The organism is Frigoribacterium sp. Leaf172 (assembly GCF_001424285.1).
In the GTDB taxonomy this organism is placed as follows: domain Bacteria; phylum Actinomycetota; class Actinomycetes; order Actinomycetales; family Microbacteriaceae; genus Frigoribacterium.
The window spans coordinates 42,548-63,126 of record NZ_LMPB01000001.1 but is presented as its reverse complement, the minus strand read 5'-3'; the positions used below and the strand labels follow the sequence as shown (position 1 = coordinate 63,126).

The 20,579-nt window shown below is 72.6% G+C and carries 19 protein-coding genes; 9 read left to right on the top strand and 10 right to left on the bottom strand.

Annotated elements, in window-relative coordinates:
• Positions 1–304: 304 nt before the first annotated feature.
• Together ASF89_RS00315 and ASF89_RS00310 are read right to left on the bottom strand one after the other, a co-directional pair.
• The gene (locus ASF89_RS00315; protein WP_055811015.1) at positions 305–1,354 is read right to left on the bottom strand and encodes a TerC family protein; all 1,050 of its coding nucleotides are present in this window, start codon (positions 1,352–1,354) and stop codon (positions 305–307) included.
• A gap of 207 nt (positions 1,355–1,561) precedes the next feature.
• On the bottom strand, positions 1,562–2,047 hold the full coding sequence (locus ASF89_RS00310; protein WP_055811012.1) for an SRPBCC family protein: 486 nt from the start codon (positions 2,045–2,047) through the stop codon (positions 1,562–1,564).
• A 217-nt stretch (positions 2,048–2,264) separates the two neighbouring features.
• On the opposite strand from ASF89_RS00310, the gene ASF89_RS00305 reads away from it, so the two are divergent.
• The 4 genes from ASF89_RS00305 to ASF89_RS00290 all read left to right on the top strand — a co-directional run bounded on the left by ASF89_RS00305 (position 2,265) and on the right by ASF89_RS00290 (position 6,649).
• Positions 2,265–3,080 (top strand): sugar phosphate isomerase/epimerase, encoded by an 816-nt coding sequence (locus ASF89_RS00305; protein ID WP_055798794.1) that lies wholly within the window; start codon positions 2,265–2,267, stop codon positions 3,078–3,080.
• Positions 3,077–4,210 (top strand): Gfo/Idh/MocA family protein, encoded by a 1,134-nt coding sequence (locus tag ASF89_RS00300; protein WP_055811009.1) that lies wholly within the window; start codon positions 3,077–3,079, stop codon positions 4,208–4,210. The genes ASF89_RS00305 and ASF89_RS00300 overlap by 4 nt, the downstream gene beginning before the upstream one ends.
• A 381-nt stretch (positions 4,211–4,591) precedes the next feature.
• The gene (locus tag ASF89_RS00295; protein ID WP_055811005.1) at positions 4,592–5,932 is read left to right on the top strand and encodes an MFS transporter; all 1,341 of its coding nucleotides are present in this window, start codon (positions 4,592–4,594) and stop codon (positions 5,930–5,932) included.
• A gap of 51 nt (positions 5,933–5,983) precedes the next feature.
• Positions 5,984–6,649 (top strand): DUF1992 domain-containing protein, encoded by a 666-nt coding sequence (locus tag ASF89_RS00290; RefSeq protein ID WP_082489665.1) that lies wholly within the window; start codon positions 5,984–5,986, stop codon positions 6,647–6,649.
• 22 nt (positions 6,650–6,671) lie between these two features.
• On the opposite strand, the gene ASF89_RS00285 is transcribed toward ASF89_RS00290, so the two are convergent.
• On the bottom strand, positions 6,672–8,225 hold the full coding sequence (locus ASF89_RS00285) for a SulP family inorganic anion transporter (RefSeq protein ID WP_082489664.1): 1,554 nt from the start codon (positions 8,223–8,225) through the stop codon (positions 6,672–6,674).
• Between the two features lie 230 nt (positions 8,226–8,455).
• On the opposite strand from ASF89_RS00285, the gene ASF89_RS00280 reads away from it, so the two are divergent.
• Positions 8,456–8,764: a hypothetical protein gene (locus ASF89_RS00280; protein WP_156463256.1), complete on the top strand. Its 309-nt coding sequence runs from the start codon at positions 8,456–8,458 to the stop codon at positions 8,762–8,764.
• Positions 8,765–8,824: 60 nt separating this feature from the next.
• Here the strand turns inward: ASF89_RS00280 and ASF89_RS00275 are convergent, their stop codons facing one another.
• Complete coding sequence (locus tag ASF89_RS00275; RefSeq protein ID WP_055811001.1) at positions 8,825–10,255, bottom strand: nucleobase:cation symporter-2 family protein; 1,431 nt, start codon at positions 10,253–10,255, stop codon at positions 8,825–8,827.
• A 261-nt stretch (positions 10,256–10,516) separates the two neighbouring features.
• Here ASF89_RS00275 and ASF89_RS00270 point away from each other — a divergent pair, with 261 nt between their 5' ends.
• Complete coding sequence (locus ASF89_RS00270) at positions 10,517–11,812, top strand: M23 family metallopeptidase (protein WP_055798783.1); 1,296 nt, start codon at positions 10,517–10,519, stop codon at positions 11,810–11,812.
• On the opposite strand, the gene ASF89_RS00265 is transcribed toward ASF89_RS00270, so the two are convergent.
• On the bottom strand, positions 11,809–12,747 hold the full coding sequence (locus tag ASF89_RS00265; protein WP_055810998.1) for a LysR family transcriptional regulator: 939 nt from the start codon (positions 12,745–12,747) through the stop codon (positions 11,809–11,811). The two genes, ASF89_RS00270 and ASF89_RS00265, sit on opposite strands and share 4 nt — an antisense overlap.
• Positions 12,748–12,818: 71 nt before the next feature.
• On the opposite strand from ASF89_RS00265, the gene ASF89_RS00260 reads away from it, so the two are divergent.
• A complete protein-coding gene (locus tag ASF89_RS00260; protein ID WP_082489663.1) occupies positions 12,819–13,799 on the top strand; it encodes an EamA family transporter in 981 nt (326 codons plus the stop codon).
• A gap of 133 nt (positions 13,800–13,932) precedes the next feature.
• On the opposite strand, the gene ASF89_RS15805 is transcribed toward ASF89_RS00260, so the two are convergent.
• The 5 genes from ASF89_RS15805 to ASF89_RS00235 all read right to left on the bottom strand — a co-directional run bounded on the left by ASF89_RS15805 (position 13,933) and on the right by ASF89_RS00235 (position 18,546).
• Positions 13,933–14,406 carry a hypothetical protein gene (locus ASF89_RS15805; protein WP_055810994.1) on the bottom strand — a complete coding sequence of 158 codons (474 nt, stop codon included), beginning with the start codon at positions 14,404–14,406 and terminating at the stop codon, positions 13,933–13,935.
• A gap of 370 nt (positions 14,407–14,776) precedes the next feature.
• Complete coding sequence (locus tag ASF89_RS00250; RefSeq protein ID WP_055810990.1) at positions 14,777–15,709, bottom strand: hypothetical protein; 933 nt, start codon at positions 15,707–15,709, stop codon at positions 14,777–14,779.
• Positions 15,706–16,407 (bottom strand): response regulator transcription factor, encoded by a 702-nt coding sequence (locus ASF89_RS00245; RefSeq protein ID WP_235483939.1) that lies wholly within the window; start codon positions 16,405–16,407, stop codon positions 15,706–15,708. Before ASF89_RS00245 ends, ASF89_RS00250 begins: the two co-directional genes overlap by 4 nt.
• Positions 16,400–17,773 carry a sensor histidine kinase gene (locus ASF89_RS00240; RefSeq protein WP_055798771.1) on the bottom strand — a complete coding sequence of 458 codons (1,374 nt, stop codon included), beginning with the start codon at positions 17,771–17,773 and terminating at the stop codon, positions 16,400–16,402. Before ASF89_RS00240 ends, ASF89_RS00245 begins: the two co-directional genes overlap by 8 nt.
• A gap of 149 nt (positions 17,774–17,922) precedes the next feature.
• Positions 17,923–18,546: a superoxide dismutase gene (locus ASF89_RS00235; protein ID WP_055798767.1), complete on the bottom strand. Its 624-nt coding sequence runs from the start codon at positions 18,544–18,546 to the stop codon at positions 17,923–17,925.
• 153 nt (positions 18,547–18,699) lie between these two features.
• Here ASF89_RS00235 and ASF89_RS00230 point away from each other — a divergent pair, with 153 nt between their 5' ends.
• Both ASF89_RS00230 and ASF89_RS15900 read left to right on the top strand, forming a co-directional pair.
• On the top strand, positions 18,700–19,278 hold the full coding sequence (locus ASF89_RS00230; protein ID WP_055810987.1) for a molybdopterin-dependent oxidoreductase: 579 nt from the start codon (positions 18,700–18,702) through the stop codon (positions 19,276–19,278).
• Positions 19,275–20,366 carry a hypothetical protein gene (locus ASF89_RS15900; RefSeq protein ID WP_055810984.1) on the top strand — a complete coding sequence of 364 codons (1,092 nt, stop codon included), beginning with the start codon at positions 19,275–19,277 and terminating at the stop codon, positions 20,364–20,366. Before ASF89_RS00230 ends, ASF89_RS15900 begins: the two co-directional genes overlap by 4 nt.
• Positions 20,367–20,579 lie beyond the last annotated feature (213 nt).

Here is a 20,579-nt window from a genome sequence, read left to right as displayed (position 1 = left end):
CCGCGCGCACCCGCCCCTCGTCCGTCGACCCGCGCATCCCGCGTGGACATCCCGCCACCGTCTCGACACCCCGCCACCGTTTCTCGTGGCGGGGTGTCGAGTTCGTGGCGGCGTGGCCCGCCCCGCCCGCTGCCGCGCCAGGAGATGGACACGACGCCACTCGTGAACCCGGCGTCGTGTCCACGACCCGGCGTCGTGTCCACAACCCTGCGTCGTGCCGACAGCCCCCCGCGCAAACGAAGGAGACGCGGTGCCGGCATCAGCCGACCCGCGCCTCCTCGGCGTCACGGTGTCACGAGCGGGGTCAGTGGCGACCCGAGCCCTTGTCGTTCGCGTCGTCGGTGGCACGCGTGACGGGCTCGCCCTCGACGGTCGTGCGGTCGTTCTTGTTCTTGTCGCCGCGGGTCTTCGCGAGGCTCGCGACCGTCGCGACCGTGATCGTCGCGCCGATGAACAGCAGCGACAGCCAGATCGGGATCTCGGGCACCCAGAGCAGCGGCTCTCCGCCGTTGATGAAGGGCACCTCGTTGACGTGCAGGGCGTGGAAGACGAGCTTCACACCGATGAACGCGAGGATGACCGCGAGGCCCTGCGAGAGGTACACGAGACGCTCGAGCAGACCGCCGATGAGGAAGTACAGCTGGCGCAGACCCATCAGGGCGAACGCGTTGGCCGTGAAGACGATGTACGCCTCGTTGGTCAGGCCGTAGATCGCGGGGATCGAGTCGAGCGCGAAGACCAGGTCGACGAAGCCGATCGCGATGACGCAGAGCAGCAGCGGGGTGACGAAGCGCTTGCCCGAGATCTTGACGGTGAACTTGTCGCCGTTGAAGTCGTCGTGCACGGGCAGGATGCGGCGGGCGATGCGCACGAACATGTTGTCGGCGGCGTTCCCGCCGTGGTCGCCCTTGAGCTGCTGGTAGGCGAGCACGAACAGCAGTGCACCGAAGATGTAGAAGACCCACGAGAAGTTCTCGATCAGCGCGGCGCCGGCGGCGATGAAGCCCGCGCGCATGATCAGCGCGATGACGATGCCGATCATCAGCACCTTCTGCTGGTACATCCGCGGGATGGCGAACCCGGTCATGATCAGCAGGAACACGAAGAGGTTGTCGATCGACAGCGCCTTCTCGGTCAGGTAGCCGGCGAAGTACTCGCCGCCGTAGCCCCAGCCGTTCGTGACGCCGATGCCGACGCCGAACAGCAGCGCGAGGCCGATGTAGAACGCCGACCAGCGGGCGGACTCGCCGATCGTGGGCTCGTGCGGCTTGCGGACGTGGGTGAAGAACTCGTAGACGAAGAAGGCGATCGTCACCGCGATGGTGATGAGCCAGGTGGTCAGCGATATGTTCACGGGGTTGGGCTCCGGGTTTCGGGCTGGGGCTGTGAGGCGCGTTGGCGGTCGGTGCGCAGGGACGCGTCGACCGTCGGGATGACTCCCGAGACGAATCTACGTGAGAGTCCGCTGTGGGCGTGCCGCCAAGCAGCCGCCACGCTCCTGTGAAGCTGCAGAGCGTGCAAAGTCCTGCTCAGAAGCAGGTTCGGGCCGGGCCGCCGATCGTCAGCGAGCAGCGCCGACCCGGTCGAGCTCGGCCCCGATCCCGGTGAGCACGCGGGTCATGTACGGACCCCACGCGAAGCGCACGATCCCGCGGACGACGGGCCCCGCGCCGGGCTTCGCCGTGAAGGTGTAGCGCCAGCGCACCCGGGTGCCCTCGCCGTCGGGCATGTACCGCCAGGCCGCGCGTCCGCCCGAGACGAGCTTCTCGAGCGGCCCGCGGAAGTCGGTCAGCTCGTAGATGAACAGCGACGGCGTGTCGACCCGCACGATCGTCTCGCGCACCGATCCGCCGCCCGAGAGCTGCAGGAGGCGCGTCTGACCGGGGGCGTCCCACCCGCCGGTCTGCCCGTGGACGGCCTCGACCTCGGGCAGGGGTCCCCAGCTCGGATAGAAGCCGACCGGGTCGAGGGGCGTTCCGATCTCCCACGCCCGGCGGAGCGGGGCGGTGGTCGTGATCTCGCGGGTGGCGCTCGCGGTGGTCGTCATGCCGGGTGGTTCGGAGTCGAGGGCCGGAACGGCAGGAGGCGCGCTGCCGGTCGCGCGCGCCTCCTCGGCTCCGTCGCCGCGCCTCCTCGGCCTGCCGATGAACGGACAACTTTTGCATGTGCGTCGACAGAAGTAGTTGAATGGTCACCGGCGTCCGTTCTCGCGCACTCGAGTCCCCCGGCACGCCCCCGAGACCACCGGAACAAAGGAGTACCCCATGAGCAGCACACCCTCCGTTCAGCTCTACAGCGTGCGCGACGCCATCGCCGCCGACCTGTCGGGCAGCGTCGCCCGCCTCGCCGAGATCGGCTTCACGAAGGTCGAGCCGTACGGCTTCGCCGACAACCCCACCGAGATCGCCGCCGCGCTGACCGCCGCCGGCGTCACCGCTCCGAGCGGCCACAGCGCCGTGATCGACGCCGACGACCCCCAGCGCTTCTTCGACGCGGCGAAGGAGATCGGCATCGAGACGGTCATCGACCCGTTCATCCCGAGCGACCGCTGGCAGACCGCCGACGACGCGAAGGTCATCGCCGAGCGCGTCAACGAGCTCGCCGAGCTGGCCGCCGGTCACGGCCTCCGCTTCGGGTACCACAACCACCAGTGGGAGTTCACGAACAAGGTCGACGGCCGCCCCATCTACGACCTCTTCGTCGAGCAGCTCTCGCCCTCGGTCGTGCTCGAGCTCGACACCTTCTGGGCGACCGTCGGCGGCGCCGACACCCCCGCCGTGCTGAGGTCGCTCGGCGACCGCGTGCAGCTGCTGCACATCAAGGACGGCAAGGTCAGCGGTGACATCGCCACCGCCCTGCCGAGCAGCGAGAGCGCTCTGATCGTGCCCGAGGCGCTCGCCGCCGCGTTCGAGAACCAGACCCCCGCCGGTCAGGGCGACGTCGACGTGCGGGCGATCCTCGCCGCGGCACCGCACGCCCTCCGCGTCGTCGAGTTCGACGCCTACTCGGGCGACGTCTTCGAGGGCATCGCCGCCTCGTTCGCCTGGCTCGCCGAGAACGACACCGAGGCGTCGGCATGAGCGCGGCCACCACGGCCTCGTCCGCCCGCGGCTCGGGCCCCGTCGGCGTCGGCGTCATCGGCGCCGGGGTCATCAGCGGGACCTACCTCGAGAACATGACGGCGTTCGCCGACCTGAAGGTGCTGTTCGTCGCCGACATCGACGCGGATCGCGCCCGCACCCAGGCCGAGGCCTACGGCGTGCCCGGTCACGGCACGGTCGCCGAGCTGCTCGCGATCGACGAGATCGAGATCGTCGTCAACCTGACGATCCCGGCCGTCCACGCCGAGGTCGGCCGCCAGATCATCGCCGCCGGCAAGAACGTCTGGAGCGAGAAGCCCCTGGCCCTCGACCACCGGTCGGGCAGCGACCTGCTCGCCGCGGCCGACGCCGCCGGCGTGCGCGTCGCCTGCGCCCCCGACACCGTGCTCGGCGCCGGCATCCAGTCGGCGATGCGCGCCATCGCGCGCGGCGACATCGGCGAGCCGCTCACGGCGACGACGATGTTCCACGTGCCCGGCCCCGAGTCGTGGCACCCCAACCCCGATTTCCTGTTCGCGATCGGCGCCGGTCCGCTCTTCGACATGGGTCCGTACTACGTCAGCACGCTCGTGCACGCGTTCGGCTCGGCCAGCCGCGTCAGCGCGGTCTCGTCGAAGTCGTTCGACACGCGGACGATCGGCAGCGGCCCGCGCGCCGGGCAGACGTTCCCCGTCGAGGTGCCGACGCACCACGCGGCTCTGATCCAGTTCGAGGACGGGCAGTCGGCGCAGTCGACGTTCTCGTTCCAGAACGCGCTGCCCCGGGCGGGCTTCGTCGAGATCAGCGGCACCGAGGGCACCATCGTGCTGCCCGACCCGAACATGTTCGAGGGCGACTCGACCCTGTACCGCTTCGGTCAGGACGAGCCGACCACCCTCACCGCCGTCGGCTCGACCTACGGTCGCGGCTCGGGCGTGCTCGACCTGGCGCGGGCGATCCGCGGCGGCGAGACCGAGCGGGCCAGCGGTGCGGTCGCGGCTCACGTGCTCGACGTGCTGCTCGCGGTGTCGGAGGCGGCCGAGAGCGGCGCCGCCGTCGACGTCGCGTCGAGCGTGGCGAAGCCCGCGCCCCTGCCCGAGAGCTGGGACCCGGCGGCCGCGACCCTGTAGCGGCTGCATCGGGTCGGCTCGGCTCGGCCGCGCAGGCTCGGTCCGCCGCGCCGGTTCGGCCGGCCGCGTCGGTTCGGCCGCGCCGGCTCGGCCAGCCGCGTCGGCTCGGTCGGGCCGGTTCGGCCTGCAGCGTCGCGAACGAACGGGACACCGCCTGATCCGGCGGTGTCCCGTTCATGTCAGAGTGCGCGAAGCGCACCCGTCCCGCTAATGTACGTCCGTACACTCCGCGCGATCTCGGCCATCTCCGCAAGTCCCGCACCGCGCCTCCCGCAGCTCCTGCACCGCACCTCCCGCAGTCCCGCACGGCGTCCCCGGCGCCCTGCGAGCCCCCCCTGCACCGCGCCTCCTGACTCCACCCCCTCCCAGCCGGAAGACCCCATGAGCACGACGACGTCTCGCCCCCGCCCCTCGGTCCCTCGCGACGTCCGGCGTGCGCGCTGGGCCGTCTCGCTGCTGTTCCTGACGAACGGGGCGCTGTTCGCCAACCTGCTGCCGCGGTATCCGGCGATCAAGGCCGGGCTGGGGCTGTCGAACGCGGAGTTCGGGTTGGCCGTCGCGGCGTTCCCGCTCGGCGCGATCGTCGCCGGGCTGGCGGCGGGCATGCTGATCCGGCGGTTCCGGTCGTCGCGGGTCGCGGTGGTCGGCACCGTCGTGACGGCGTTCGGCGTGCTGGCCGCGGGGGTCTCCCCGTCGTGGGCCCTGCTGGCCGCGGGTCTCTTCGTGGCCGGCTCGATGGACGCCATCACCGACGTGGCCCAGAACTCGCACGGACTGCGGGTGCAGCGCCGCTACGGCCGATCGATCCTCAACTCGTTCCACGCGGCGTGGAGCGTCGGCGCCGTCATCGGCGGCCTGATGGGCGGTGCGGCCGCGGGTCTCGGGATCCCGACTCCGGCGCATCTGGCCGTGTCGGGCGCGATCTTCTGCGTCGTGGCCGTCGTCTCGTACCGCTGGATGCTCGCCGGCCCCGAGCCGACCGACGAGAGCGACGGCGCCGCCGACGACGCGGCGGTCGCCACCGGAGCCGAGGAGGCGCGGGTCGAGTCCGACCCCTCCGTCGCGTCGGTCGCCGCGGTCGCCGGCCGCTCGGCCCTCCGCTTCGGGACGGTGGCCGTGCTGGCCGCCCTCGTGCTCGTCTCCATGAGCGCGGCCATCGTCGAGGACGCCGGCAACACCTGGGCCGCCGTCTACCTCTCGGGCTCGCTCGACGCGAGCGTCACGATCGCGTCGCTCGGCTTCGTGTCGCTCGCGGGCATGCAGCTGATCGGCCGGCTGGTCGGCGACGGCATGGTCGATCGGCTGGGGCAGCGCACCGTCGCGCGGATCGGCGGCGTGCTGGTCGCGGTCGGCACGGGGCTCGCGTTGGCGTTCCCGTCGATCCCCGGCACGATCATCGGCTTCGGCGCGGCCGGCTTCGGCGTGGCGACGCTGATCCCCGGGGCGATGCACGCCGCCGATCAGCTGCCCGGCTTCCGCCGGGGCACGGGTCTGACTCTGCTGAGCTGGCTGATGCGGCTCGGGTTCCTGTTCTCGCCGCCGCTGGTCGGGCTGATCGCCGATGCGACGTCGCTGCGCTGGGGTCTGCTGATCATGCCGGTCGCCGGCGTGATCGTGCTGCTGCTCGCGGGCGTGCTCGCGCGGCGGGTGCCGCACACGGCTGCCGACCCCGCCGCTGCTGCCGCCGACCCGGCTGCGGCCGCCCCCGCGCCGCGCGACTGAGGGCCGCGCGGGCCCTGACCGGCCCGGCGCGTTCGGCGTACTCTCGCGCGCATGGAACAGCGATCGGGCTCCGGTGATGACGGCGGGACGGCTCGGGCAGGAGGCGCAGGAGGCGCGGGGCGAGCAGGAGGCGCGGGCCCGGCACAGGGTCAGGCGAGCGATCCCCGGGTCGCCGCGGCCCGCTACCGCACCGACGGTGCGGCTCCCGCCGCCGACGCTCCGACCGACAACCGCACCGCGGCCGAGATGCGAGCCTGGGCCCGCACGGCCATCGACCAGGCCATTGCGCGCGGTGACTTCGACGACCTGCCGCTCGCCGGCAAGCCGCTGCCCGGTCTGGCCGGCGACACGGTCGACCCCGACTGGTGGATCCGGGGCCTGATCGAGAGGGAGGGGCTGACCGGGCTCGCGCCTCCGGCGCTCTCGTTGCGGACGGAGCATGCGACGTTCGAGCAGACCCTCGACGGGCTGTTCAGCGAGGCGGCCGTGCGGGCGCACGTCGACGACTACAACGCGCGGATCATCGAGGCGAGGCGGCAGCTGCGCGGCGGCCCGCCCGTGGTGACGCCGACGCGCGACGTCGACGCCGAGGTGCTGGGCTGGCACCGCCGCCGCATCGAGCGCCGCCAGCGCGAGGCCGCCGCCGCGCCGCCGCCCCCGCCGTCGTGGCGCGAGCGCCGGGCCCTCCGTCGAGAGCTGCGCCGCCGCCGCGCGTAGGCGCGCTGCGCGCAGCCGCCGCTCAGCTGCCGAGCCGGCCCGTCAGCCGCCCGTGGAACTCGGTGCTGCGCTCGTCGAGGCCGACGAACTCGACCTCGACGCCGTGGGCGGCGTACTTCGTGCCGACGGCGTCGAGGGCTGCGACGCTCGAGGCGTCCCACACGGAGGCGCGGGTCAGGTCGATCGTCACCCGCGCCGGGTCGTCGGCGTACGAGAAGTGCTCCACGAGATCGTTGCTGCTGCCGAAGAACAGCGGCCCGATCACGTCGTAGCGGACCGAAGCGTCGCGCCCGGGCCCTGCACTCCCGGGCGCGCTGTCGTCCGCCCGCGCCGCGCCTCCTTCGACGGTCCGCTCGACCCGGATCACGTGGGCGATCCGCCGCGCGAACAGCACCATCGCGAGCAGCACGCCGACCGCGACGCCGAGGGCGAGGTTGTCGGTCGCGACGACGACGGCGACGGTGACGACCATGACGAGCGTCTCGGGGATCGGCATGCGCCGCAGCGTCGACGGCCGGACGCTGTGCCAGTCGACCGTCGAGATCGCGACGATCATCATGACCGCGGCGAGGGCGACCATCGGGATCCGCGCCATCACCTCGCTGAGGGCGGTGACGAGCAGCAGCAGGAACAGCCCCGCGACGACGGTCGACACCCGGGTGCGGGCGCGGCCGATCTTCACGTTCACGACGGTCTGGCCGATCATGGCGCAGCCCGCGATGCCGCCGTAGGCGCCGGCGGCGATGTTCGCGACGCCGAGGGCCCACGACTCCTTGCCCTTGCGTGACGGCGTCTCGGTGATGTCGTCGACGAGCTTGGCGGTCAGCAGGGTCTCCATCAGGCCGACGAACGCGACGCTCAGGGCCGTCGGCAGGATGATGCCGAGCGTCTCGAGCGAGAACGGCACGAGCCAGGGGGTGAGGCCGGGCAGCCCGCCGCCCATCTCGCCCTCGTCGCCGACGGTGGTCACGTCGAGCCCGGCGGCCACGACGATCACGGTCACGACGACGATGGCGACGAGCGGCGCCGGCACGGCCTTGGTCAGGCGCGGCAGCAGCACGACGATCACGATGGTCAGCACGAAGAGCGGGTAGACGATCCACGGCACGTCGATGAGGTGCGGCACCTGCGCCATGAAGATGAGGATGCCGAGGGCGTTGACGAAGCCGATCATCACCGAGCGCGGGATGAACCGCATGAGGCGGGCGAGCCCCGCCGTGCCGAACGCGATCTGGATGACGCCGGCGAGCAGCACGGCCGGCAGCACGTACTCGACGCCGTGCGCGCGGACGAGCGGGGCGATGACGAGCGCGACCGAACCGGCCGCGGCCGTGACCATGGCGGGTCGACCGCCGAGCAGCGACATGACGAGGGCGAGCACGATCGAGGCGACCAGGCTGACCATCGGGTCGACGCCGGCGATCACCGAGAACGAGATGACCTCGGGCACGAGGGCGAGCGTGGTGACGATACCGGCCAGCGCCTCCCGGGTCAGGAGGCGCGGTGACCGCAGGACGCCGAGGACCGTGTCGTCGCGGTGCGGCCGCACGGCGGGCGCGGAGGAGGGAGCGGTCACGGGGACTCCTGGGGGAAGAGGGGGGGAGGGGTGCCGCGATGCGGCGCGTTCGACTGTAGGCGACGGACGCGGGCCGTCCGCGTGTCCGTTCGCCCGTGCGCGTTCGCGGGGGTGCGCCGCAGCTGCAGGAGGCGCGGCTCGCCGCTCGCGCGTCCGGCGCGACCCGCGAACGATCCCGGGTCCGCCCTGGGGCCGATGACAGCACGGGGCCCGAGCGCGAGACTCGATCCATGAGCTCAGTGGACGACGGCCGTATCGTGCGGCGCATCTTCGCCGGCCTGCTGGTCGTCGTGACCCTGCTCGGTCTGGCGATCCTCTGGCTGGGGCGCGCCTCCTTCGCGGTGCTCGACGCCGCGGGTGAGGAGGCGCCGCCCTTCACCGCCTGCTCGGTCGACTACCCGACGTGCACCGATCCGCAACCCGTGCTGATCGTGTTCGGATCGGCGATGGTCGTGGCCGCCCTCGTCGCCCTCGTGGTCATGCTCGTCTCGCGGCGACGTCGCCACCACCACAAGCCGGGCCGCCGCCCCCGCCGCTGAGCCCCGCCGCCGGGCCGCCGCCAGGGCCGCCCCGCCGCGGAGACCCGCTGCCGGAGGAGCTCAGGAGGCGCGGGTCGCGTCGCCCTGGTCGGCCGCGGCCGGGGCGTACGGCCCCCGCACGGCATCGTGCGCCGACACGTCGCGGTCGCTGCCGCCGAACCTCCGCTGCTGCGACTCCGAGTTGAGCAGCAGGTTGAGCAGCACGGCGACGAGTGCCCCGGCGCTGATGCCCGAGTCGAAGATGATCGTGAACCAGGTCGGGAACTGCGCGTAGATGTCGGGGCTGACGGTCGGCAGCAGGCTGACGCCGAGCGCGACCGCGACGATGAGGATGTTCGAGTTGTTGAACCTCACCTTCGACAGCGTGCGGATCCCGCTGGCCGCGACCATGCCGAACAGGGCGACGCCGGCGCCGCCGAGCACCGCGAGGGGCACGCCCTCGACGACAGCGCCCAGCGCCGGCACGAGACCGAGCACGACGAGGATGACCCCGGCGAACGTCGCCACGTAGCGCGATCGCACGCCGGTGATGCTGACCAGGCCGACGTTCTGGGCGAAGGCCGTGTACGGGAACGTGTTGAAGACGCCGCCGATCACGGTCGAGAGGCCGTCGGCGCGCAGGCCGTCGGCGAGGCGGCGCGGGGTGACGGGCTCGTCGACGATCTCGCCGACCGCGATGATGTCGCCCGTCGTCTCGGTCATGATCACCAGGCCGACGATGCACATCGAGACGATGGCGCTGATCGGGAAGGTGGGCAGGCCGAAGTGGAAGGGCAGGGCGAGGCCGAACCAGGCGCTCTCGCCCACGCCGCTCCAGTCGGTCAGGCCGAAGGGCAAGGCGACGAGCGTGCCGATGACGAGTCCGAGCAGGATCGACACCCGCTGGATCGCCGGAGGCGCGAACCGCTCGATCAGGATGATCAGCAGCAGGGTGCCCGCGGCGAAGCCGATGTCGAGGGGTCTGCCGAAGTCCGCCGAGCCGGTGCCGCCGCCGACCCAGCCGGCCGCGACGTCCATCAGCGAGACGCCGATGATGAGGATGACCGTGCCGGTCACGATCGGCGGGAAGAACCGGACGAGCCGGGAGAAGAACGGCGCGAGCAGCATCATGAACAGGCCGCTGGCGATGACGGAGCCGTAGATCGCGGTGATCCCGTACTCGCCGCCGATGACGATCATCGGCCCGACGGCGGCGAAGGTGCAGCCCTGCATGAGCGGCAGCCGCACGCCGAACCGCCAGAACCCGATCGACTGGATGATCGTGGCGATGCCGGCGACGAGGAGGTCCGCGCTGATCAGGTAGGCGATGTCGCCCGGCTCGAGCTCGCCCATGCCGACGAGCGCCCCGCCGACGATCAGCGGCACGGCGACCGCGCCGGCGTACATCGCGAGCACGTGCTGCAGCCCCAGCGGGAACAGCCGTCTCAGCGGCGGGATCCGGTCGACGGGTCGCTTCTCGGGCTTCTCGACGGTCTGATCGCTCGTGGTCATGGTGCCTCCGGAATGTCCTGCATCGGTCGTGACGACGCTAGGGCACGCTCGTCACCCGGATGCGACGCGCATGTGACGACCGTGTTAAGCCAGGGGTTCACTCCGCAGGGGGAGGGATGCCGAGGAGGCGCGGATCCAGCCGCTCGTCATCCCCAGACCGGGGGCGTTTCCGTCTCGGCGAGAGGTCATCACGATAGTCTTGGCAGGCCCGTCGGCACTCGTCGAGGGATGTCCCAGCCGTTCTGACCGAGACTGAGAAGCATGCATCGCCTCACCACGCGCCCCGACCTCGTCGGGTCGACCCGCGCCTCCCGGGGTCGTCGCGTCGTCACGACCGCTCTCGCCGTCGTCGGGTTGAGCGTCGCCTCGCTGCTCGTCGTCCCCGCCCAGGCCCAGGCCGCCGCCCCCACCTGGCAGCAGGTCGAAGAGGCCCGTGGCTCGGAGGCCAGCAAGAAAGAGGCAATCGTCGAGGTCGAGGCGGCACTCGAGGCGGCCACGAACCGCGCCGCCGACGCGCAGAAGGCCGCCGACGCCGCGGGTGAGGCGCTCGTCGCCGCGCAGGCCGCCGTCGACGAGGCCAACGCCCGTCACCGGTCGATCCAGAAGAAGGCGGATGAGGCGGGTCAGCAGGCCGAGTCGTCCGAGATCGTGGTCGGTCAGGCCGCGGCCATGCTCGTCCGCCCGTCGAGCAGCGGCAACCTGAGCGACCTGCTGTCGTCGGGCGACGGCGCCGAAGACGTCCTCCGCGGTCTCAGCATGTCGAGCAAGATCGGCGAGAACCTCGAGGCGCTGCGCGACCGCGCCGTCGCCGCCGACAATCTCGCCACGTCGCTCGCCGACCAGGCCAAGGTCGCCCTCGACGAGCGCGACCGTCTCGCCGACGAGGCCGACTCGGCGCTCGACGAGGCCGTCGCCGCCAACGAGGCCGCCAAGGCCGACGCGTCGTCGATCGACACCCAGAAGACCATGCTCGCGGCCCAGCTCGTCGCACTCCGAGACGACCGCGTCTCGATCGAAGAGGCGTACCGCGACGCGAAGGCGGCCGAGGCCGCCGCGGCCCGGGCCGTCGGTCAGGCCGGCGCCGCCGGCACCGGCCCCATCAGCGTCGGCGCCGGCTCCGGCCCCGGCACCACGCAGCCCGACCCCGGCACCGGCTGGGTCGCGGCCATCCGCTCGTTCGGTTCGTACCAGGCGTACGGGTACCGCATCCACCCGATCACCGGCGCCTGGAAGCTCCACGCCGGTGCCGACTTCGGCGCCTCGTGCGGCACCCCGATCTACTCGATCGCCGCCGGCACGGTCACCTACGCCGGCCCCGCGGGCGGTTACGGCAACCTCGTGATCATCGACCACGGCGACGGCATCAGCAGCGCCTACGGCCACATGGAGTCGTCGGGCATCTACGTCTCGCAGGGTCAGACCGTCACCCCGGGCCAGAACATCGCGGGCGTCGGCACGGCCGGCGGCTCGACCGGGTGCCACCTGCACCTCGAGGTCCGCCAGAACGGTCTCGCGACCGACCCCGTCGCCTACCTCGCCACGCAGGGCGTCCGCTAGCCCGACCTCCGGCGCCGCGCCTCCTCCGAGGCGGCCTCGGTGACCCGCGCCTCGGCGAGCAGCTCGTCGACCACGAGCCGCACGGCCGGTCGAACGGCGCGATCAGGGCGCATGAGCGCCTCGATGTGCCGCCCCGCGTGCACGTTCTCGAGCGTCGCGAGGTGGAACCGGCCCGCCGCCCGCCCCGCCGAGGTGTGCCGCGGCACCAGGGCGATGCCGTGACCCGCGGCCACCATGTTCTCGAGCAGCGGCAGGTGCAGGCTGCGGTACACCACGTCGGGCGTCACCCCGGCCCGCAGCGCCATCGCCGCCAGCACCCGGTCGATCGGGTACCCGACGGGCACGCCGATCCAGCGGTCGCCGATCACGTCGGTCATCGTCACGCGCTCCCGCCCCGCCAGGGGGTGATCGAGCGGCATCGCCACCTCGAGCGGCTCGCGCAGCAGCGGCACGACCGTCGACCCCGCGAGGTCGGGAGGCGCGACGCCGTCCGACCGGTGCCCCACCACGACGTCGAAGTCGGCCGTCAGTCGGGGGAACTCGTCTTCGCTGACGTCCCGGTCGTCGATCTCGACCTCGACGGCCGGGTGTAGCCGCATCCGGGTCACGAAGCCCGGCACGAGCAGCTCGGCCGCCGACGGGAACACCGCGAGCCGCACCGCACCCGACGTGCCGCCGCGGACGGCCTCGAGGGTCGCCTCGGCCTCGGCGACCGCCGTCGACACGGCCACGGAGGCGCGGGCGAGCGCCTGCCCCGCCTCCGTCAGCCGCACCCCGCGACCGACGCGTCTCACCAGCTCGACGCCGAGCTGCCGCTGCAGGGTCTTGAGCTGCTGCGAGACGGCGCTCGGCGAGCGGTGGGTCGCCGCGGCGACGGCGGTGACGCTGCCCCGCTCGTCGAGCTCGCGGAGCAGTTCGAGGTGCTGCACGTCCATGAAGGGAGGCTACAAGGTCACCTCGCCGATCCGCGCTGGTCCTGCAACGACACCTCCGCCAGCATGGAGCCATGAGCCCCCGCGACCGCCTCCTCGCCCTCGTCGTCGCGGTCTGCTGGGGCGTGAACTTCCCGATGACGGCGCTGGCGCTCGAGCACTTCCCGCCGTTCCTGCTGGTCGCCGTGCGCTTCGCGCTGCTGGCGGTGCCGACCCTGCTGCTGGTGCCGCGTCCGGCGATCCCCTGGTCGCGCCTCCTGATGGTCGGCTTCGCCCTGGGCATCCTCCAGTTCGGGTTCCTGTACCTCGGCATGAAGGCGAGCATGCCGTCGGGTCTCGCGTCGCTCGTGCTGCAGGCGTCGGCGCCGTTCACCGTCGTGATCGCGGGCATCTGGCTGCGCGAGCGGATCACGCGGCGGCAGGCCATCGGCATCGGGATCGCCGTGCTGGCCCTGGCCGTGATCGCGGTGCACCGGTCGCAGGTGGCGGCGCTGCTGCCCGTGGTGCTGTGCCTCTGCGCGGCGCTCGGCTGGGCGCTCGGCAACGTGGCCGTGCGCCGGGCGGCGGCCCCGAACCCGCTGCATCTGACGTTGTGGATGTCGGTCGTGCCGCCCATCCCGATGCTCGCGCTGTCGTTCGTCGTCGAGGGCCCCGCGCGCATCGGCGAGACGTTCGCGACCGTGTTCACGCTCGACGCGCTGCCCGCGGTCGTGGGGCTGCTCTACGTGGTGCTCGTCGCCACGGTGCTGGGCTACGGGCTGTGGACGCGCCTCCTCGCGGCGTACCCGTCGAGCACCGTCGCACCGTTCTCGATGCTCGTGCCCGTGATCGGCGTGCTGGCCTCGTGGATCGCGTTCGACGAGGTGCCCGACCTGGTCGAGCTGATCGCCGGCGTGGTCGTGGTGGGCGGGGTGCTCTTCGCGAGCCGGGTGCCGCGGTCGCCGGTCGCGCCGCTCGCGCCGGCCGCCGCCGACGAGACCCCGGCAGGAGGCGCGGCGGAGGTCGGGACCGCGGGCGTCGTCCCCCCGGGCGGTGCGCCTCAGAGGGTCCGCTGACGCTGACGCTGACGTTGACGCTGACGTTGACGTTGACGCTGACGCTGACGCTGACGCTGACGCTGACGCTGACGCTGACGCTGACGCTGACGCTGACGCTGGCTGGGGCGTTGACGCCGACGTCGTCCCGGGGTCAGGCGTCCGGCCGCGTCGGCTGCACCGGCTCGCGACGGAGCCGCTCGTAACGGACCAGGCCGCGGGCGGCGAGCCCGGCGGTCGCGACGGCGCCGACGACCGCGGCCCACCCGGGGACGCTGAGGGAGGGGGAGTCCGAGGCCACGACGACGAACCCGACGGCGAGGCCGGCGACGATCGACCCGAGCGCGATGCGGCGGCGGGGGTGGCGGCGTCGGCGATCGACGAGGCGCGCCGCGATCAGTGCGACGGTGACGGCGAGGAGCGCCAGGAGAGCACCGACGAAGCCGGCGACCGGTGCCGCGAACAGGTACGACGAGGTCGACACCCCCGCGGGGGCCCCGATCCCCGACACGATGGCGATGACGACGACCACGGCGACCCCGAGCAGCGTGCCGCTCGCCATGGCCCGCACGATGAGCCCGAACACGAGACCCGCGTCGGGGCCCGGCGTGCCTGAGGAGTCGCTCACCCGTCCAGGCTAGCCCTGCCGCCCTGCCGCCCCGTTCGACGGCCTGCCTCGAGAGGGCCGGCCTCGAGGGGTCGCCTCATCGGGCCCTGTGATCGCCGACGAGCCATTACGAGTGGATGCGTGATCGCTCGTCGAGGGAAGGGGTCCTCCGCAGGCGGCAGGTGAGTCGACCCCCGACGCCGGCACGCACAGGCGCAGGACCTGCGGGCCTGATCTGCTCGCGGGCGTACTGCAGACCAGGCCGACAGATCGCCCCCGATCCCCTGCTGTCCCTCTGATCGCAGTTTAGGCACCCGTTGCACGGATGTGCAGCCCCCGCACAGGGGCTCTTCACCGCCACCGAGAGGCGCTACGGCGGCCGGCCCCGCCCCTATCGCCGCGCGGGCGTCCGCGTCTCGAGCACCCGCTCGACCGTCCGGTTCGCCTGGGCGACCTGCTCGACGTCGACCTGGGCGAGCAGCTCGCCGTAGTCGTGCGGCACCGTCAGCTGACGCCGCCATTCGGCCTGGTAGAGCGCCTCCAGGTAGCCCGACGACTCCCGGCAGGCCGCATCCGCCGTCGCCAGTCGGATCTCGTCGCTGCTGATCGGTGACGACGGGTCGCCGGAGCCGAACTCCGAGGCCATCTCGACGGTGGGCATCCCCGCGGGCGACCGCGGGAGCGTCTTCTCGAGCGCCTCCGTCGCGAACGTCCCCGACTCGAAGACGTCGCTGTCGATCAGGCACGACCGCCACTCGTCGGCGGTGTCGAGCACGTCGTCGTCTCGGCGCGCCTCCGAGAACGCGGCGTCGCTCAGACGGATCGCGATCGACGACGTCAGGTCGTCCTGCGCCAGCTCGGGATGCTCGCTCAGCACCTCGTCGCCGCAGCGCATCCGCGCCTCGAAGACCGGATCGGCGAACACCGTCGTCGAGTAGGTGCGCCAGGCCGTGGCCCCGGGGTCGTCGGTCGGCGCCACGTGATAGCCGCGTGCCCGGGCGTCGCTCAGGTCGAAGGCCCGCACCGCCTGCGACTCGAGCGCGTTCGTCGCCGCGTCGACGTCGCGCCAGGGCACCTCGACGTCGGTGAAGCCGGCCTCCTGCAGGCACGGCTCGATCAGCAGCTCCTCGGCGTAGGTCAGACGCGTGGTGCTGGGGCCCATGTACCGGTCGAGGGGCATGACCCAGTCGCCCCGGTTCTGCTCAGGGGGCTCCGGCAGATCGTAGGGGGCGTTCGCCGGGATGCCGACCGCGATCACCCCGGCGACGATCACCCCGACGGCGACGGCGGTGACCCGTCGGGCGAGGGGCTCTCGCGAGGTCACCCGCGCCTCCGGTCGGAGCCCGACACCACGCCGTTCTCGTAGGCGAAGACGACGATCTGCACGCGGTTGCGCATGCCCAGCTTCTGCAGCACCGACCGGACGTGGCTCTTGACCGTGGCCTCGCTGAGATACGCCTCGGTCGCGATCTCGGTGTTGCTGAGCCCGCGGGCGACGAGGGTGAACATCTCGCGCTCGCGGGGCGACAGCGGCGCGAGCGGGTCGACCCGGGGCGGCGCGGTCGGGGGCACGGCGAACTCGTGCACGACGTCGAGCGCGGCACCCGCCGTCGGCACGGGGTCGCCCGCGTACGCCGCACGGATAGTCGTGATGACGTCGTCGGGTGTCGCGTCTTTGGTGAGGAACGCGTACGCCCCGGCCTTCAGCGCGCCGAAGACCGCCTCGTCGCGCTGGATCGTCGTCAGCGCGACGACCCGGGGCAGATCGTCGGGCGACACCCCGTCGAGGATCCGCGCCGTCGCCTCGAGCCCGTTCATCACCGGCATGCGGAGGTCCATCAGCACGACGTCGGGCGACTCGCGGGCGACGAGCTCGAGCGCCTCGCGACCGTCGACGGCCGTGCCGACGCACGCCAGGTCGGGCTGCGCCTCGATCAGCATCCGCAGCCCCGACGCGAAGAGCGGCTGGTCGTCGACGACCGCCACGCGGATCACGCGGGCCGACTCGGTGAGGTCAGGCATGGAGGTCTCTCTCGTCGTGTTCGGCGGCAGGGGAGGAGGCGCGGGGAGGGGCGGCAGGGGCCGATGCGGCCGGCGCGCCCGCTCCGTCGAGCAGGGTGCGCGGGTAGTTGCCCGTCGACGCCCCGGAGGTGCGGGCCGAGTCGGCGCGCCGCCGGGTCGGCACGAACACGGTCACCTCGAAGGCCGACCCGTCGCTCGACGGCTGAGCCGTGAGCCAGCCGCCGGCCAGGCGGGCCCGCTCGGTCATGCCCCGCACCCCGGCTCCGCGGTCGACCCCGGCGCGGGCGGCGACCAGAGGGGCGCCTCGCCCTCGCGAGGTGACGAGCAGCGACAGCCCCGGTTCGCTCCAGTCGAGGGCGATCACCACCGTGCTCGTGGTGCCGGCGTGCTTGAGGGCGTTCGTCAGGCTCTCCTGGACGATCCGGTAGACGGCGAGCTCCTGCGAGGGGGCCAGATCGCCGGGCTCGCCCTGCGACGTGACGGTGATGGCCATGCCGACCTCGCTCATCGACGAGACCAGGCCGTCGATGTCGGCGAGGGTCTCGCGGGGCGCCGTCACGTCGTCGTCCTGCGTGATGCGCTCGACGAGGCGTCGCACGTCGAGCAGCGCCGTTCGCCCGACGTCGGCGATGTTCTGCAGCGACTCGGCGGTGACCTCGGGGCGGGTGTGCTGCAACGCGATCGCGCCCTGGGCCTGCGACACGACGACGGCCAGCGAGTGCGCCAGCGCGTCGTGCACGTCGCGCGAGATGCGCGCGCGCTCCTGGGCGATGCGGAGCTCGAAGTCGGTCGCCTCGAACCGGGTCTCGGTGGCCTCGAGGGCGCGCCGGATGACCAGCACCCGCCGGATGCTCGCGAAGGCCACGCCGATCGCCCACGCCCCGGCGAAGACGCCGAAGAGCGCGGCGGTCAGCAGCGAGAACTCGAGTCGCAGCCCGCCGGCGGCGCCGGTGCCGACCCAGCTGCTCCACACGTAGGGGCGGGTGATCGTCGGCACGGCCAGCAGCCACGCGCCGAGGGCCGCCACCCCCGCGGCGATCAGCAGAGCCGCGAGACGCAGCCAGGGCGACGGCCGGACGGCGACGAAGAACATCACCAGGGCGATCGCGACGTACGCCCCCCAGGTGTCCTCTCGAGGGGCCTCGACGATGCCGAAGAGCTGCAGCACCGGCACGACGACCACCAGCACGAGCGCCGTCGTGGGCATCCAGTACGCGAGCCCGATCGCCAGGGCGAAGAGCCCGAAGACGACGGCGTTGTCGGCGACCCCGCCGTTGCCCCAGGTGCTGGCGACCCAGAAGCCGAAGTAGACGATCGCGCTGATCGGCGCGACGACGTGCCGCCCCCACCGCCGTACGTTCGTCATGCCGTCACGTTAGGCGAGATGCGGGGTGAGCCGCGCCTCCTCGGCTCCGGATTCAGCCTGGGGGTGCAGTGGGCCGGGCGGGGGAGGAGACGACGCGAGGGCGCGTCCGCCGAAGCGGACGCACCCTCGGAGAGAGACGATCGAGACGATCAGAAGCCGGTCAGCAGGCCCTGCGTCTTGGTGGTCGCGGCGGCGTAGCGGGCCGCGACGTTGTCCCAGTTCACGATGTTCCAGAAGGCCTTGACGTAGTCGGCGCGCACGTTCTGGTAGTCGAGGTAGTAGGCGTGCTCCCAGACGTCGAGCATGAGCAGCGGCACGAGACCGAACGGCACGTTGCCCTGCTGGTCGAAGAGCTGGAAGACGCTGAGCTTCTCGCCGAGCACGTCGTACGCGAGCACCGACCAGCCGGAGCCCTGCACGCCGAGAGCGGTCGCGGTGAAGTGCGCCTTGAACTTCTCGAGGTCGCCGAACTCGGAGCCGATGGCCTCGAGCAGGTCGCCCGTGGGCTCGCCGGCGTCGGGGGTCAGGTTCGTCCAGAAGATCGAGTGGTTGACGTGGCCGCCGAGGTTGAACGCGAGGTCCTTCTCGAGCTTGTTCACGTTGGCCAGGTTGCCGGTCTCGCGGGCCTCGGCGAGGGCGGCGTTGGCCGTGTTCGCACCGGTCACGTACGTGTTGTGGTGCTTCGAGTGGTGCAGCTCCATGATCTTCGCGCTGATGTGCGGCGCGAGCGCTGCATAGTCGTAGGGGAGATCGGGCAGGGTGTACTCAGCCATGTGGGGTCCTTTCGAGTTGACCTCCGTCCACCGTACGACCTCCACCCATGCCGGGGTCAACGTTCTCCCAGCGTCATCGCAGAGTCCGTGTCGCACCGACGCCCGCCGTCGCTCGCTAGGGTGAGGCGGACCACGGACCTCAGGAGGCGCACCATGGCCGGATTCAGCGGGCTCGGCAGGCGGCGCGCAGCCGACCCGCGCCTCCCCCCGGGGCAGTACCTCGAGAACGGGTTCCCCGTGCTGTCCGCCGGCCCCACGCCGAACATCAAGCGCTGGGAGCTGCAGATCGCGACCGAGACGGCCCAGCGCTCGCTGAGCTGGTCGGACTTCCAGGTGCTGCCGCACGAGGACATCGAGACCGACATCCACTGCGTCACCAGCTGGAGCAAGCTCGGCACCCACTGGAGCGGGGTCTCGCTCGACACCCTCTTCGACGGCCTCGAGACGCAGCACGAGTACGCGATGGCGACCAGCCACGGCGGGTACACGACGAATCTGCCTCTGACCGAGCTGCTCGGCGGCAGGGCCTGGGTCGTCGACACGTACGAGGGCGCACCGCTGCACGCCGAGCACGGCGGACCCGCCCGGCTCTTCGTGCCCGGGCTCTACTTCTGGAAGAGCGCGAAGTGGCTGCAGGGCCTCCAGACCATGGCCACCGACCGCCGCGGCTTCTGGGAGAGCATGGGCTACCACCCCCACGGCGACCCCTGGAAGGAAGAGCGCTACGCGTGAGCGAGCCGTCCACCGGGGCAGGCGGGGCAGGCGAGGCCGGCCCCGTCGGTGACCCGTACGCCTGGTTGCCCGCCTCGATCGTCTCGTCGGTCGCGCAGACGCCCGGGGCCCGGTCGCTGACCTTCGCGGTGCCCGGCCTCCGCCCCGCGCGAGCCGGCCAGCACGTCGACCTGCGGCTGACCGCCGACGACGGTTACACGGCCGTTCGGTCGTACTCGCTGAGCGACGTCCGCGCCTCCGCGGTGCCCGCGGTCCCTGCGGTGCCTGCGGTGCCTGCGGTGCCCGCGGCGTCCGACGGCGTGGGAGGCGCGGAAGGCGTGGGAGGCGCAGGAGGCGCGGGTCCGGTCCCGCAGATCGAGGTCACCGTCGAGCGCCTCGACGACGGCGAGGTCTCGCCCTATCTGGTCGACGCGGCCGAGCCCGGCGACCCGATCGAGGTCCGTGGCCCGATCGGCGGCTGGTTCGTCTGGCCGCCGACCGAGTTCGAGCCCGACTCCGCGGTGCACGCCGTGCTGCCGGAGCCGCCGGGCGCGACGCCGCTGCCCGACGTGCCGGTGCAGCTGATCGCCGGAGGGTCGGGGCTCGCCCCGCTGATGGCGATGGTGCGGGTGCGAGGTCAGGACGCACCCCCGATGCGTCTGCTCGCCTCGGTGCGCGACCCCGGGGCGCGGTGGTACGTCGGCGAGCTCGACGAGGCCGTGCGCGCCTCCTCGGCCCGTGCCGTCGGGGTTTCGGCCGCCGCGGTTTCGGGAGTCGGGGTCCCGGCCGCCGGGGTCCCGGCCGTCGGGGTCTCGGCAGCCGAGGTCTCGGCCGCCGGGGTCTCGGCCGTCGGGGTCTCGGCCGTCGGGGGTCGGACGGGCGGGCTGACGGTGGACTGGGTCTACAGCCGGGTCGCTCCCGACGGGCACGGCCGGCCGGCCGGACGCCTGACCCGCGACGAGCTCGAGTCGCTCGTGCTGCCCGCGGCCGAGCACCCGCTGGTCTACGTCTGCGGTGCGAACTCGTTCGTCGAGGCCGTCGCGGGCTGGCTGATCGAACTCGGGCACGCGCCGACCCGCGTCCGCACCGAGCGCTTCGGAGGCGTGTAGCCCGCAGGGCCTGCGGCCGGCGGCCTGCGGCCTGCGGCCTTGCGCAGGCGCGCCACACCCCGAAAACCGCGCCGCACCCTCATTTCTCGGGGTGTGGCGCGGTTTCCGGGGTGTGGCGCCGGCAGCGCGGGAGCGCGTCGGTGCGGCAGTGCGGCAAGTGCGGCAGCGGGGCGTCGGCAGCGCGGCGGCCCGCACGGCCGCGCCACACCCCGA

Bases quoted from the DNA above. Each gene is read 5' to 3' on its own strand.
- ASF89_RS00310 (WP_055811012.1), bottom strand. From the start codon at position 2,047: ATGACGACCACCGCGAGCGCCACCCGCGAGATCACGACCACCGCCCCG.
- ASF89_RS00305 (WP_055798794.1), top strand. From the start codon at position 2,265: ATGAGCAGCACACCCTCCGTTCAGCTCTACAGCGTGCGCGACGCCATC.
- ASF89_RS00300 (WP_055811009.1), top strand. From the start codon at position 3,077: ATGAGCGCGGCCACCACGGCCTCGTCCGCCCGCGGCTCGGGCCCCGTC.
- ASF89_RS00295 (WP_055811005.1), top strand. From the start codon at position 4,592: ATGAGCACGACGACGTCTCGCCCCCGCCCCTCGGTCCCTCGCGACGTC.
- ASF89_RS00290 (WP_082489665.1), top strand. From the start codon at position 5,984: ATGGAACAGCGATCGGGCTCCGGTGATGACGGCGGGACGGCTCGGGCA.
- ASF89_RS00280 (WP_156463256.1), top strand. From the start codon at position 8,456: ATGAGCTCAGTGGACGACGGCCGTATCGTGCGGCGCATCTTCGCCGGC.
- ASF89_RS00275 (WP_055811001.1), bottom strand. From the start codon at position 10,255: ATGACCACGAGCGATCAGACCGTCGAGAAGCCCGAGAAGCGACCCGTC.
- ASF89_RS00270 (WP_055798783.1), top strand. From the start codon at position 10,517: ATGCATCGCCTCACCACGCGCCCCGACCTCGTCGGGTCGACCCGCGCC.
- ASF89_RS00265 (WP_055810998.1), bottom strand. From the start codon at position 12,747: ATGGACGTGCAGCACCTCGAACTGCTCCGCGAGCTCGACGAGCGGGGC.
- ASF89_RS00260 (WP_082489663.1), top strand. From the start codon at position 12,819: ATGAGCCCCCGCGACCGCCTCCTCGCCCTCGTCGTCGCGGTCTGCTGG.
- ASF89_RS00245 (WP_235483939.1), bottom strand. From the start codon at position 16,407: ATGCCTGACCTCACCGAGTCGGCCCGCGTGATCCGCGTGGCGGTCGTC.
- ASF89_RS00240 (WP_055798771.1), bottom strand. From the start codon at position 17,773: ATGACGAACGTACGGCGGTGGGGGCGGCACGTCGTCGCGCCGATCAGC.
- ASF89_RS00235 (WP_055798767.1), bottom strand. From the start codon at position 18,546: ATGGCTGAGTACACCCTGCCCGATCTCCCCTACGACTATGCAGCGCTC.
- ASF89_RS00230 (WP_055810987.1), top strand. From the start codon at position 18,700: ATGGCCGGATTCAGCGGGCTCGGCAGGCGGCGCGCAGCCGACCCGCGC.